The organism is Alkalispirillum mobile, assembly GCF_003664325.1.
Taxonomy (GTDB): Bacteria; Pseudomonadota; Gammaproteobacteria; order Nitrococcales; family Halorhodospiraceae; genus Alkalilimnicola; species Alkalilimnicola mobilis.
Genome location: NZ_RCDA01000004.1, coordinates 182,499 through 194,976, shown reverse-complemented (window position 1 = coordinate 194,976; position 12,478 = coordinate 182,499). Strand labels below are relative to the sequence as shown.

General features: G+C 69.1%; 12 protein-coding genes. 3 read left to right on the top strand and 9 right to left on the bottom strand.

Annotation, left to right across the window (positions count from 1 at the left end; genetic code table 11):
• Window positions 1–26 precede the first annotated feature (26 nt).
• Window positions 27–248, bottom strand: a complete 222-nt coding sequence (locus DFR31_RS12110) for a hypothetical protein (RefSeq protein ID WP_121442948.1) — start codon at window positions 246–248, stop codon at window positions 27–29.
• 62 nt (window positions 249–310) lie between these two features.
• Window positions 311–985 carry a RadC family protein gene (gene radC / locus DFR31_RS12105; protein ID WP_121442947.1) on the bottom strand — a complete coding sequence of 225 codons (675 nt, stop codon included), beginning with the start codon at window positions 983–985 and terminating at the stop codon, window positions 311–313.
• Window positions 986–1,355: 370 nt separating this feature from the next.
• Between radC and aspS the strand changes: the two genes are divergently transcribed.
• Both aspS and DFR31_RS12095 read left to right on the top strand, forming a co-directional pair.
• Window positions 1,356–3,134, top strand: coding sequence for an aspartate--tRNA ligase (aspS, locus tag DFR31_RS12100; RefSeq protein WP_121442946.1), 1,779 nt, complete (start codon window positions 1,356–1,358; stop codon window positions 3,132–3,134).
• A gap of 194 nt (window positions 3,135–3,328) precedes the next feature.
• Complete coding sequence (locus DFR31_RS12095; protein ID WP_170153688.1) at window positions 3,329–3,934, top strand: ankyrin repeat domain-containing protein; 606 nt, start codon at window positions 3,329–3,331, stop codon at window positions 3,932–3,934.
• A 60-nt stretch (window positions 3,935–3,994) separates the two neighbouring features.
• On the opposite strand, the gene DFR31_RS12090 is transcribed toward DFR31_RS12095, so the two are convergent.
• From DFR31_RS12090 to DFR31_RS12065, 6 genes are all read right to left on the bottom strand, one after another.
• Window positions 3,995–5,299, bottom strand: a complete 1,305-nt coding sequence (locus DFR31_RS12090) for a heme biosynthesis HemY N-terminal domain-containing protein (RefSeq protein WP_121442944.1) — start codon at window positions 5,297–5,299, stop codon at window positions 3,995–3,997.
• A gap of 18 nt (window positions 5,300–5,317) precedes the next feature.
• Window positions 5,318–6,523: a uroporphyrinogen-III C-methyltransferase gene (locus DFR31_RS12085; protein WP_121442943.1), complete on the bottom strand. Its 1,206-nt coding sequence runs from the start codon at window positions 6,521–6,523 to the stop codon at window positions 5,318–5,320.
• Between the two features lie 6 nt (window positions 6,524–6,529).
• Complete coding sequence (locus DFR31_RS12080; protein WP_121442942.1) at window positions 6,530–7,315, bottom strand: uroporphyrinogen-III synthase; 786 nt, start codon at window positions 7,313–7,315, stop codon at window positions 6,530–6,532.
• Window positions 7,316–7,317: 2 nt separating this feature from the next.
• Window positions 7,318–8,244, bottom strand: a complete 927-nt coding sequence (gene hemC / locus DFR31_RS12075) for a hydroxymethylbilane synthase (protein ID WP_121442941.1) — start codon at window positions 8,242–8,244, stop codon at window positions 7,318–7,320.
• Window positions 8,245–8,345: 101 nt separating this feature from the next.
• Window positions 8,346–9,083, bottom strand: coding sequence for a LytR/AlgR family response regulator transcription factor (locus DFR31_RS12070; RefSeq protein ID WP_121442940.1), 738 nt, complete (start codon window positions 9,081–9,083; stop codon window positions 8,346–8,348).
• The gene (locus tag DFR31_RS12065; RefSeq protein ID WP_170153687.1) at window positions 9,080–10,114 is read right to left on the bottom strand and encodes a sensor histidine kinase; all 1,035 of its coding nucleotides are present in this window, start codon (window positions 10,112–10,114) and stop codon (window positions 9,080–9,082) included. The genes DFR31_RS12070 and DFR31_RS12065 overlap by 4 nt, the downstream gene beginning before the upstream one ends.
• A gap of 154 nt (window positions 10,115–10,268) precedes the next feature.
• On the opposite strand from DFR31_RS12065, the gene argH reads away from it, so the two are divergent.
• Window positions 10,269–11,675: an argininosuccinate lyase gene (gene argH, locus DFR31_RS12060; protein ID WP_121442938.1), complete on the top strand. Its 1,407-nt coding sequence runs from the start codon at window positions 10,269–10,271 to the stop codon at window positions 11,673–11,675.
• Between the two features lie 261 nt (window positions 11,676–11,936).
• On the opposite strand, the gene DFR31_RS12055 is transcribed toward argH, so the two are convergent.
• Window positions 11,937–12,371: a CBS domain-containing protein gene (locus DFR31_RS12055; RefSeq protein ID WP_211328301.1), complete on the bottom strand. Its 435-nt coding sequence runs from the start codon at window positions 12,369–12,371 to the stop codon at window positions 11,937–11,939.
• Window positions 12,372–12,478: the final 107 nt, after the last annotated feature.

Below are 12,478 nucleotides of genomic sequence, written 5' to 3'. Positions count from 1 at the left end.
CACACCCCCGTCGGCCACCTGACCGCCTAGAGTCCGTGGGGCTCCGCGTCCCGCAGCAGTGCCACCAGGCCCGCCTCGTCCAGACCGGCCAGGTAGCGCTCCGCCTCCACCCAGTTATCCACCGGCAGCGCCGCCTGCAGCACCTCGCCCCCGTCCCGCGGCAGGAACAGTGCCAGCGCCAGGCCGTAGGACTGCCGCCCCACGGTGATGTCCCAGGCCCGCCCGTCGGCATCGGTGAACGTCTTCATCGCCCCTTCCTCCCGGCGGGCCGGCTCACGCCCCCGCCCGTTATCACTCAAACCCAGTTCAGTCAGATCAGGCCGCGCTCGGCAAAGGAGACCGGCCGTCCGTCACCGACCACGAAATGGTCCAGCACCCGGATGTCCACCAGCCCCAGGGCGTCCTGCAACCGCTGCGTGAGCGCCCGGTCGGCGGTGCTCGGCTCGGCCACGCCGGAGGGGTGGTTGTGCGCCAGAATCACCGCCGCGGCATTGTGGGCCAGCGCCCGTTGCACCACCTCGCGCGGATAGACGCTGGCCGCATCGATGGTCCCCTGGAACAGCTCCTCGTAGCGCAGCACCCGGTGGCGGTTGTCCAGGAAGAGGCAGGCGAATACCTCCCGGTGCTGATGGCGCAACCGCGCCGAGAGGTAACGAGCCACCTGGTCCGGGCTGTTCAGGGCGTCGCCCCGCTCCAGCTCCGCCTGCAAATGGCGGCGGGCCATTTCCAGTACCGCCTGAAGCTGGGTGAACTTGGCCGGCCCCAGCCCGGCGTGGCTGCAGAAACCGTCCAGGTCCGCCTCCAGCAGCGGGCGCAAACCGCCGAAACCGTCGAGCAGCTCCCGCGCCAGGTCCACCGCGGACAGGCCGCGGCGGCCGGTGCGCAAAAAGATCGCCAGCAGCTCCGCGTCCGACAGCGCGCCGGCACCGCGTGCCAGCAGCTTCTCCCGCGGCCGTTCATCGGCCGGCCAGTCCGTGATCGCCATTTTCGCATCCTCCCTGATACCCAAGCGCGGCAATTAGGGTGCTGGGGGTGCCGGGGCGGTGGTATTTCCGATGACCCTCCGATGGCGCACCCCTTCGGGGTCCCCTGCGCTACTCGATAAAATCGGCGGCGCGAGAACTCGCTTCGCTCAGACAGCTCGCGCCTTTTTTCCGATTTTCCCTGCGTTGCTCGGTGCGCCAAAGTCGGGTCATCGGAAATACCACCGCCCCGGCACCCCCAGCGCCTCCCAAAACTGGCGTTTCCTTGCGCCAATCATGGGGGCATCTTACCATTGCGCGTCTGAGCCGGCCCGGCCCCTGGCCTGCGGCCGCCCACCCGAATCCCACAGCACAACGGTTCCACACCCAATCATGCGTACCCATTACTGCGGACACGTCAGCGAAACCGATCTCGATCAGGAAGTCACCCTCTGCGGCTGGGCCCACCGGCGGCGCGACCACGGCGGCGTCATTTTCATCGACCTGCGCGACCGGGAGGGCCTGGTGCAGGTGGTGTTCGACCCCGACCGCGCCGAGACCTTCGCCCTGGCGGAGCGGGTGCGCAACGAATTCGTGCTGAAGGTCCGCGGGCGGGTGCGCCGCCGTCCGGCCGGCACGGAGAACCCCGACCTGCCCACCGGCCAGGTGGAAGTGCTGGGCCTCGAGCTGGAGATCCTCAACGCCGCCAAGACCCCGCCCTTCCAGCTCGACGAGCACGAGCAAGCCGGCGAGGACGTGCGCCTGCGCTACCGCTACGTGGACCTGCGCCGCCCGGAGATGCTGCAGCGGATGCGCGCCCGCGCCCGCATCACCAGCAACCTGCGCCGCTTCCTGGACGACCACGGCTTCCTGGACATCGAGACCCCGATGCTCACCCGTGCCACGCCCGAGGGCGCGCGCGACTACCTGGTGCCCAGCCGCACCCATCCGGGCAGCTTCTTCGCCCTGCCCCAGTCGCCGCAGCTGTTCAAGCAGTTGCTGATGATGGCGGGCATGGACCGCTACTACCAGATCGTCCGCTGCTTCCGGGACGAAGACCTGCGCGCCGACCGCCAGCCCGAGTTCACCCAGCTGGATATCGAAACCAGTTTCATGGACGAAGCGGGCATCATGCACCTGACCGAGCGGATGATGCGGCGGCTGTTCGCCGACGTACTGCAGGTGGACCTGCCCGACCCCTTCCCGCGCATGCAGTATGCCGAAGCCATGGACCGCTTCGGCTCCGACAAGCCGGACCTGCGGATCCCGCTGGAGCTGGTCGAGGTGGCCGACCTGATGGGCGGGGTCGAGTTCAAGGTGTTCGCCGGCCCGGCCGCCGACCCGCGCGGCCGCGTGGCCGCGCTGCATGTGCCCGGCGGCGGCAGCCTGACCCGCAAGCAGATCGACGACTACACCCAGTTCGTCGGCCGCTACGGCGCCAAGGGCCTGGCCTACATCAAGGTCAACGACCCGGCGCAGGGCCGCGAGGGGCTACAGTCGCCCATCCTCAAGTTCCTCACCGACGAGGCGGTGGACGGCATCCTCGCCCGCACCGAGGCCCAGGCCGGCGACCTGATCTTCTTCGGGGCCGATAAGGCCAAGGTGGTAAACGACGCGCTGGGTGCCCTGCGCGTGCGCCTCGGCCACGACCTGGAGATGGTGGAAGACGAGTGGCGCCCGCTGTGGGTGGTGGACTTCCCCATGTTCGAGTACGACGAGAAGGACGGTCGACTGTACGCCCTGCACCACCCCTTCACCGCGCCCAACGTGGAGGACCCGGCGGAGCTGGAGGGCAAGGACCCGGAACAGCTGATCAGCCGCGCCTACGACATGGTGCTGAACGGCACCGAACTGGGCGGCGGCTCGGTGCGTATCCACCGCCAGGACATGCAGCAGGCGGTCTTCGGTCTGCTGGGCATCGGCGAGGAGGAGGCCCGCGAGAAGTTCGGCTTCCTGCTGGATGCGCTGGACTTCGGCGCGCCGCCCCACGGCGGCATCGCCTTCGGGCTGGACCGGCTGGTCATGCTGATGACCGGGGCTGATTCGATCCGGGAGGTGATGGCCTTCCCGAAGACCCAGACCGCGGCTTGCCTGCTCACCGATGCCCCCGCCCAGGTGAGCATCGCCCAGCTCCAGGAATTGGCGCTGCGGATCACCAAGCCGCAAGGCTGACGCTCCGGAGGCGCGCTGGCACCAGGCACCGCCCAGGGCGCTGACCTCGAATGACGGCAAAGGCCCGGCCCCTGGGCTTCAGGGGGCCGGGCCTTTGCCGTTGGGCGCCCGCTGCGGCCATTGCGCGCGCCCCTTTGTATTCTTTTCGCCGAATGTTTATGGTCGAGGGGTCTAATCCAGCCAGATCGTTGCCCATGAATCCGTTCGCCCGCCTGCTCGCCGATCACCCCTTCATCGTCCTGGCCATCGTCCTGGTGCTGATCGTCGCCGTGCCGCGCCTACTGCCGGAGGGGGTGGATGTGCGCGATGAACACGGCCGGACCGCCCTGATGGTAGCGGCCATGGAGGGCGACCTGGCGGGTGTCGAGCACGCGCTGCAACGAGGTGCCGACCCGCACGCCACCGAACCGTGCGGCTACACGCCGCTGATGCGGGGCGCCCAGTCCGGTGACACGGGGGTGGTCGCCCGGCTGCTGGAGGCGGAAGCAGACATTGACGCGGCGGACGAGGCCGGCTTCACGCCGTTGATGGTGGCCACCCGCCGGGGACACCAGCCAGTCGTGGAAAAACTGCTGGCGGCCGGGGCGGACCCGAGTCAAGTGGAGCGCTCCACCGGGGGCACCGCGCTGATCCACGCCGCCCAGACCGGGCACGCGGGGATCGCCAAGGCGTTGCTGGATGCCGGCGCCGACCCCGCCGAGCGCGGCCAGACCGAACGCACGCCGGCCGAATGGGCCACCCACCACGGCCACGATGGCCTGGCCAGGCAATTGGAGAGCGCCACCCCGCGGGAGGGGTAGCCGGGGCGTGGACCAGGCACTGCCCGGGGGCCGGCCCCCCGGGCAGGCTGGGCGGGACAATCAGGTGGAGGAACGCACCGCGACCGTATCCTCCTGACCGGTCTGCCGGGCGGTGATCTCGTCCTCCGGACGGGCCTCGGCCTCCAGGGTGCTGGGCACCGGCAGCTCCGGCAGATCCGTGGCCATGCTCTCGCTGACCATCCCCAGCGCCTTGCGGTACAGCTCCCGGGCGTCATCGGGCCGCTCCTGGAACTCCAGCAATGCGCCGAGGGCCATGTAGACCTCGGGGCGGGCCCGGCGCGCCAGCGCCTGCTCCAGGTACTCCCGGGCCCGGTCCCAATCGTGCTGGCGCAGGGCAATACGGCCAGCGACGTAGAGCAACGCCGGGTTGTCCGGCTGCTGGCGCAGCCAGCGCTTCAGTTGCTGCATCTGCCAGTCGGCGCCCACCTGCTCCAACACCCCGAACCGCATCACCAAGCGCTCGTCCCACGTCTCGTCAATCTGGCGCTTGAGCACGTTGGCGGCGCGGTCGATCTCATCCAACTCCAGCAGGGCATCCACGTAGGCCAGCACGACCTCGTCGTCGTTACGCTGGCCCCGGGGCAGCTTGGACCAGGCCGACTCCAGATCACCCAGGCCAATGCGACCCGCCCGGGCGATCTTGTCACGGGCGATATGCCCCGCGTACTCATCCGCCTCCTCAGCACCGATGATGCCCTTCTTGCGCAGCGGTTTGATCAGCCGCCCCAACCGCTCCCAGTCCTCCAGCGCCACGCAGCAGTCTCGCATCAGCTCCAGGGTGCGGTGGTGGTTGGGGTTGCGCTCGTAGGCGGACGTAAGGCTCGCCAGGGCCTGCTCCCATTGGCCGGTCTCCATGTAGAGCTGGGCCTGCAGCAGGTGAACCGCCGGGCCGGACCGTTTGCCGGTCTGCTCGGCCAGGGCCAGGTAGCTGTCCCGGGTATCGGTGGCGTGCCGGCGCTGGGCACAGACCGCGGCACCCAGGTAGTTGATCAGCGGGTAGTCACTGCGCTCCACGTGCTTGAGCAGCAGATCCTCGCCATTGCGGTAGCGGCCCTCGGCCAGGGCCAGCAACCCCTTGGCCAGCTCACCACGGGCCTTCTCCTTGCGGCGGCGGGTGGACCAGTGGCTCAAGGCCTTGGGCAGGCCCACCGTGCGGTCAAGCACCACCCAGAGGACCTGCAGGACGACCAGCACCACGGCCACGAACAGCACTGCGAAGATAAGGCTGGTCTCGATGCGCCAGCCGGCGATGGACAGCACCAGGTAGCCGGTGTGCGGCTGCAACCAGGCCGCCGCAGCCACGGCGGCCAGGAGCACGACCAGGGCGATCAGCAAGGCTCTCATGTCGCTCTCCTTCCGCCCTTAAAGGAACGGCTTGACCGGTTCCAGGGTGGTGGCGATGTCCGGCAACTCCGGATCGATATCCTGGCGGCGCAGACGCTCCAGGGTATCCGCCACCTCCTCAACATCCAGGTCGCTGGTGTCAAAGTGCGCCAGCACCCATTCATGGGCCCGGTCCAGGCTGTCCTCCCAAAGCCCCTGATCGCCGTGCAGCGCCGCCATGCGGGCCGCCTCCAGGCGCAACTTGAGGTTCTCGCGCAGGAAGTAGCGCTGGTCCGGGGCGATCAGCGGCGGTGCGGCCTCCTCGCGCTGCACCACCACCAGCTCGCCCAGTCCGGCCTGCACGCGACCGGTGGCGTCCTTGATCCGCGCCAGCCAGGCCGGGTCGTCCTCGTCGCCGGCCAGGGTGGGCAGGTCGATGCCCCCGGCGACCCGGTCCGCCGGCATGGGCAGTTCGTCCACGCGCCGTTCCAGGTCCTCAAGGGTGCCGGCCAGTCGGCCCACCTCCGGCGGCGCCCAGTCCAGTACCTGGCTGACCGCCTCGTTCAACGCCACCCGGGCGGGGACGCTTTCGCTCGCGCCGATATCGGCGAGCAGTTTGTCGGCGGCCTGCAGGGCCCCCAGCGCGGTCTTGGGGTCACGGTGGAAACGCATGCGGTGCACGGCCACCGTGGCCAGGTACGCCGCCTCGGATCGGATCCAGTTTTCGCGGTTGGCCTCGGCCCGCGCGCCCAGCCGCTCCAGACCTTCCTCGAAGCCACCCTGCCGGGCGCGCAGCTCATCGAGCTGTTCCCGTAGCGTTCCGAGATCGCCACCTGCCTCGTCGGCCCGCTCACGGGCGGAGGAGGCGCGCTGACTGGTTTCGTCCAGGCGGTCCTCCAGCCGGGCCAGTTGCCGCTCCAGTGAGTCACTGCGCTCGTCCAACCGATCAGCGCTCACCATGCGCCCCTGCTCGGCCCGCAGCTCCCGCAGCTCTGTCGTGAGCCACCAGGTCGCGGCGGCACCCAGCACGAGGACCACGACCAACAGGGCCACCACCTGCTTCCAGGGGCCGCCCTGCCGGCCGTCATCCGAGCCGCTGCCACCGCCGTTAGCGGGGGGCGTCTCCTCACCGCCCCCCTTCCCCGGTTCAGGCGCCGCCGTTGCTGCCGTCAGCTCACGGCCCTCACCCCCGTTCTGCTCGGACTGGGGCTTATCCTCATCCCGTTCAGGTTTATTATCCTGCATGACCGATCATCTCGTGTTGTGATGTTCTGATGCCTGATGGACCGCCTCGAGCAGGTCCCCATCGGCCGGAGAGGCCGCGACCACAATAGGCCCTGTATGCCCACCCTGTTCCGCATGGCGGGCGATGCGCCGACTTACCGTAACCAGCGCCAGCCGTTGCATCGATTCGCGCCCGCTATCCCCCAGCATAAACCAAAGATTATCCAGACCACGGGCACTGGTGATTATGACACTGTGCAAACGCCCCGATTGGAGTGCCTCCCGCACCGGCGCCACGTCAACCCGGGGCCGGACCGCCCGGTAGACCGCCAGGTAGTCCACCTGGGCCCCGCAGGCCCGCAGGTGTGCCCCCAACCAGCCCCGCCCGGTGTCGCCCCGGACTATCATGACATGTTGCCCGCGCATGTCGCCAAAAGCGGCCTCCGCCGCCAGGTCCTCGCTGGTGAAGCCGGCATCGGGCACCGCGCTCACCGCCAGGCCGGCCTCGGCCAGCGCCCGCTCGGTGCCCTTGCCCACCGCCCCGATCCGCACATCGGCGCGCGGGCGAATGCCGTGTCGCGCCATGCACGCCAACCCGTGGCGCACCGCGTTGGGACTAACGAAGACCAGCCAGTCCGCCCGGCCCAGCGGGGCCACGGCCTCCGCCGGCAGTTCCGCGGCGGACAAGGGCTCGATCTCCAGCGCCGGCAACAACCAGACCATCGCCCCGGCCGCCTCCAGCGTGCGGCACAGGCCCTGCGCCTGGTGGGTGGGCCGGGTCACCAGCACACCGTACCCCGCAGGCAGCCCCATGTTCAGTCCGCTAGCGCCGCCAGAATGCGGGCGGCCCCGCGCTCCAGAAGCTCCTCGCCCAGCCGGTCACCGAGCGCGGCGGCCTGCTCCAGCGGCCCGCGGATCTCGCCGCGAACGATATCCGCACCATCCGGGCTGCCCACCAGCCCGCGCAGCCAGATACCATCCCCCTCGTAACAAGCGTAGCCGGCAATCGGCACCTGACAGCTGCCCTGCAGGCGCGCGTTCATCGCCCGTTCCGCCTTGAGCAGCGTATGGGTGGGGCCGTGGTCCAGCGGCGCCACCAGTTGCTGCACCCGCTCGTCGTCGGCGAGACACTCGATGCCCAGCGCGCCCTGGCCCACCGCGGGCAGGCTCTCTTCGGGGGGCAGCCGGCGGGCGATACGGTCGTCAAAGCCCAGGCGGCTGAGCCCGGAGGCGGCGAGGATGATGGCATCGAACTCGCCGGCATCCAGCTTGCCCAGCCGCGTATTCACGTTGCCGCGCAGGGTCGACACCTTGAGGTCGGGCCGCCGCGCCTTGGCCTGGCACTGCCGGCGCAGGCTGGCCGTGCCCAGGTGACCACCCTCAGGCAGGTCGTCGATGCTGCGGTAGTGGTTGGAGACAAAAGCGTCCGTGGGTTCGTGCCGCTCCAGGATCACCGGCAGGACAAAACCGTCCGGCATGCGCCAGGGCACGTCCTTCATGCTGTGCACGGCCAGGTCGGCGCGCCCCTCCTCCATGCCCTGTTCCAACTCCTTGATAAACAGCCCCTTGCCCCCGATACGCGACAACGCCTGATCGAGGATGCGATCACCCCGGGTGGACATGGGCACCAGCTCCACCGCCAAGCCGGGGTGGTGGCGCTTGAGCTCGGCGGCTACATGCTCGGCCTGCCACATGGCGAGCGGGGAGCGGCGGGTGGCGATGCGCAGGGTGTCCTGGGGCATAGGTTGTGCTTCCGAACCGGTCTGTGGATGAGGGGCGGGGCTGCATGGGTTGCAGCCGATGTGCCGTCTAGCATGCCATGGAAATGCCGGGGACCGAAGGGCTACCCCTGCTGCGCCAGGTGGCGGAGGGCCTGACGCACCCCGGGGAGATGGCGCCGGCTGACCGGCAGGCGCAGCCCCCCTTCCAGCACCACCTCGTGACGGCCCAGGGCATCGCGCTCCAGGGCCTGAACCCGGTCCAGTGCCACCAGGGCGGAGCGGTGGACCCGCAGGAAACGCTCGCCGAACCGCCCTTCCAAGGCCTTCAACGAATCCTCCAGCAGCAGCTCACCGCCCTCGTCGTGGCCGACCACGACGTACTTGTCCTCGGCCCGCAGGCTGTGGATGCGATCCAGCGGGACCAGGCGCTCACCGCGGGCCGTGCGGCAGCGCAGGACCTCCGGGTCGGCGGCCTGCCCGGCCATTCCGCGGAGCTGCACGCGATTCACGTGGCCAGTCCGCGCCAGGGCGGCCTGCAGCCGTTCGCGCCGGACGGGTTTGAGCAGGTAATCACTGGCCTCCGCCTCGAAGGCCTCCAGGGCGTGCTCGGCGTGGGCGGTGATGAAGATGACCGCCGGCGGCCGTTCGCGACGCGCGATGCGTCGCGCCACCTCCAGGCCATCCATGCCCGGCATCTGGATATCCAGCAACACCAGATCGGGGTGTTTGTCCCTCACCTGGGCCAGGGCCTGCTCGCCATCGCCCGCCTCGCCCACCACCTGGTGGCCGGGTTCGGCCTCTACCAGTTCGGCCAGCCGGCGGCGGGCCCAGGGCTCGTCGTCCACTACCAGCACTCTCACGGCTTCCCCTCGCGGTAGGGCCAGCGCATCTCAACCATGAAACGATCTTGCTCCTCCTGAACCTGCAGGCTGGCGGCTGACCCGAAACCGTACTGCAGGCGCCGGCGCACGCTCTCCAGGCCGAGGCCGTGGCCGGTGCGCGCCGACCCCCCCGCCGGCACCGGGTTTGCCATGCGCAGGACCAGCGTATCGCCCTCGCGCCAGCCGCGCAGCCTGACCTCGCCCCCCTCGGGCAGCTGCTCGATGCCGTGCAGGATGGCATTCTCCGCCAGCGGCTGGAGGATAAGCGGCGGCAGCAGCGCCTCACCGGGCAGGGCCTGCAGCTCGCACACTACCCGAAGCCGCTCCTGCAGCCGCACCTGCTCCAGGCGGAGGTAGCCTTCGGTGAGGGCCCGCTCCTCGTCCAGGGTGGACTGGCTGCCGGTCTCGCGCAGGGCGGCGCGGAACAGGTCGGCCAGGTCCATCAGCGCCAGCTCCGCCCGCTCCGGGGCCTGGCGCACCATCGCGGAAATGGTGTTGAGGGCATTGAACAGGAAGTGAGGGCGGATACGCGACTGCAGCATCTGCATCCGTGCCCGGCTCTCGGCACGCACGCCCCGGCCCCACTGCTCTTGCAGATAGAGGTAGCGCAACACCAGGGCGGCGATAATGCCGCTGATGGCCATCGACCGGAGCAGCAACTCCCAGCGCGCACCGCCGAGCAGGGGGCCAGTGCTCCACCAGGCCAGCTCGGCGGTGACCACGGCCACCAGCACGATACCCAGCCAGGCCAGCAGCGCCGCCGCCTCCGCCCCCAGCCGCGCCAGCCAGCCGCGGGAAAGGCAGAGCAGCGCGGTGCTGAGCAGCACCACCCATTGGACGTGCAGCGAGATCAGCCCCAGTGTCTGCCAGTCCCACTGCGTCGCCGGGCGGGCCAGGAACAGCACGAAGGCCAGCATCTGCCCGGCCAGCACCACCGCCAGCACCGTGTGCAGGTGGCAGAAGTCGGGTAGAAAGCCGTGCCGTCCCCCGTCGGTCTCCCTGCGCTCCATTACGCCGCTGTCTCCCTGGCACCCCCAGAACGCCTCAACCATAGCGGCTCACGGCCCCGGCGGACAATCTCCGCCGCCCCGCCCGTCTCTGCGAGCCCCTCAGCGCGGCTGATATACTCAACGGTCTCATTCACCCCGCAACACGGGCAGCGCCATGACCGACAAGAACACCAGCGAACAACTCTGGACCGGCCGCTTCACCGAGGCCACCGACGCCTTCGTCGAGCAGTTCAGCGCCTCCGAGCACTTCGACCGCAGGCTCTACCGCCAGGACATCGCCGGCTCCATGGCCCATGCCCGCATGCTCGCCGAGGTGGGGGTACTCACCGCCGACGAGCGCGACCGGATCATCGACGGCCTGGGCCAGGTCCGCGAGGAGATCGAGCAGGGCCGCTTCCAGTGGTCGCCGAAGCTGGAAGACGTGCACATGAACATCGAGAAGCGCCTCACCGACCTGATCGGTGAGGCGGGCAAGAAACTGCATACCGGCCGCTCCCGCAATGACCAGGTGGCCACCGACATCCGCCTGTGGTTACGCGAGGCCATCGACGGGATTCTGCAGGAGCTGATGCGGTTGCAGGCGGGCCTGGTGGAGCTGGCCGAGCTGGAGGCGGACACCATCATGCCCGGCTTCACCCACATGCAGGTGGCCCAGCCGGTGACCTTCGGCCACCACCTGCTGGCCTGGCATGAGATGCTGGTCCGCGATCAGGGCCGGCTGGAAGACTGCCGCAAGCGACTCAACCAGATGCCGCTGGGCTGCGCGGCGCTGGCCGGCACCAGCTTCCCCATCGACCGCGAGCAGACCTGCAGCGAGCTGGGCTTCGACCGCCCCACCCGCAACTCCCTTGACTCAGTAAGCGACCGCGACTTCGCCATCGAATTCAGCGCCGCCGCCGCGCTGGTGATGACGCACCTCTCGCGCATGGCCGAGGAGGTCATCCTGTGGGCCTCGCCCCACTTCGGTTTCATCGACCTGCCGGACCGCTTCTGCACCGGCTCGTCGATCATGCCCCAGAAGAAGAACCCGGACGTGGCGGAGCTGGTGCGCGGCAAGACGGCCCGCGTGCACGGCAACCTCAACGCCCTGCTGGTGCTGATGAAGGGGCAGCCGCTGGCCTACAACCGGGACAACCAGGAAGACAAGGAGCCGCTGTTTGACACCGCGGACACCCTGCGCGACGCGCTGACGGCGTTTGCCGACATGCTGCCGGCCATGGAGGTCCGGCGGCAGGCCTGTTACGACGCAGCCCGCGCCGGATTCGCCACGGCCACGGACCTGGCCGATTACCTGGTGCGCAAGGGGGTGCCCTTCCGCGACGCCCACGAGATCGTCGGCCGGGCAGTGCGCTACGCCACCGACGAGGGCCGCGACCTGGGCGAACTGGAACTGGATGAGCTGCAGCAGTTCTCCAACACCATCGCCGAGGATGTGTTCGAGGTGCTGACGCTGGAGGGCTCAGTGGCGGCCCGCAACCACCTGGGGGGCACCGCGCCGGCGCAGGTCCGGGCCCGGGTGGCGGAGGCGCGGGACCGGCTGCGATTGCTGATGGGCAAGTAGCCGGCTCGGGTGCCTGCGAGTGGATTGTGGGCGGGGGCGGGATGTTCCCATGGGGCGACTTATGCGCACCGAGCAACGCAGGGAAAATCGGAGAAAAGGCGCGAGCTGTTTGAGCGAAGCGAGTTCTCGCGCCGCCGATTTTCCCGAGTAGCACAGGGGACCCCGAAGGGGGGCGCATTCGGAGCCCCATGGGAACATCCCGCCCCCGCCCACAATCCGTCCCCTGGCGAGAACCATCGCCGAAGCAGAACAGCCCAAACGCTACTTCTTCTTCATCCGCCGCTGCTCGTTGAGCAGGTCCTCCAGCACCACCAGCAGATCCACCGCGGAGAGCATGCCGTCGAGCCGCTCCTCCTTGTTCAGCACCGGCACCGCACCAAAGCGGTTCTCGTGCATGATCCGCGCCGCCTTGTCCACGTGATCGTAGGTGTGCACCGCGATCACGTCGGTGGTCATCACGTCGCCCAGCGTCATGTTGTCATCCAGGTAGTAGACGTGCGCGATATCCGGCGCCTCGTCCACCCAGTCCGGCCGGCGCAGGTTACGATCAGTGACCAAGCCCAGCAGGTTCATGTCTCCATCCACCACCGGCAGGTGACGGATACGGTTCTGCTTCATCTTGAAGAACGCCTCGCGCAAGCCTTCCTCCGGACTGCCGGTGATCAGCTTGCGGGTCATGACCTTGGTCACCTTCATGTGTATACCCCTCCTCGATTCGGGCTTATCATGAGGCCCTCATGGTGCCGGAAAGCCCGGCACTTTGCATGTCGCTCTCAACCCCACGACACCTGACACCCCCAGCG

Excerpts from the sequence above, each read along its gene's own strand:
- radC (WP_121442947.1), bottom strand. The coding sequence starts at position 985 with ATGGCGATCACGGACTGGCCGGCCGATGAACGGCCGCGGGAGAAGCTG.
- DFR31_RS12080 (WP_121442942.1), bottom strand. The coding sequence starts at position 7,315 with ATGGGGCTGCCTGCGGGGTACGGTGTGCTGGTGACCCGGCCCACCCAC.
- argH (WP_121442938.1), top strand. The coding sequence starts at position 10,269 with ATGACCGACAAGAACACCAGCGAACAACTCTGGACCGGCCGCTTCACC.
- DFR31_RS12095 (WP_170153688.1), top strand. The coding sequence starts at position 3,329 with ATGAATCCGTTCGCCCGCCTGCTCGCCGATCACCCCTTCATCGTCCTG.
- aspS (WP_121442946.1), top strand. The coding sequence starts at position 1,356 with ATGCGTACCCATTACTGCGGACACGTCAGCGAAACCGATCTCGATCAG.
- DFR31_RS12110 (WP_121442948.1), bottom strand. The coding sequence starts at position 248 with ATGAAGACGTTCACCGATGCCGACGGGCGGGCCTGGGACATCACCGTG.
- DFR31_RS12085 (WP_121442943.1), bottom strand. The coding sequence starts at position 6,523 with ATGCAGGATAATAAACCTGAACGGGATGAGGATAAGCCCCAGTCCGAG.
- DFR31_RS12090 (WP_121442944.1), bottom strand. The coding sequence starts at position 5,299 with ATGAGAGCCTTGCTGATCGCCCTGGTCGTGCTCCTGGCCGCCGTGGCT.
- DFR31_RS12065 (WP_170153687.1), bottom strand. The coding sequence starts at position 10,114 with ATGGAGCGCAGGGAGACCGACGGGGGACGGCACGGCTTTCTACCCGAC.
- DFR31_RS12055 (WP_211328301.1), bottom strand. The coding sequence starts at position 12,371 with ATGAAGGTGACCAAGGTCATGACCCGCAAGCTGATCACCGGCAGTCCG.
- hemC (WP_121442941.1), bottom strand. The coding sequence starts at position 8,244 with ATGCCCCAGGACACCCTGCGCATCGCCACCCGCCGCTCCCCGCTCGCC.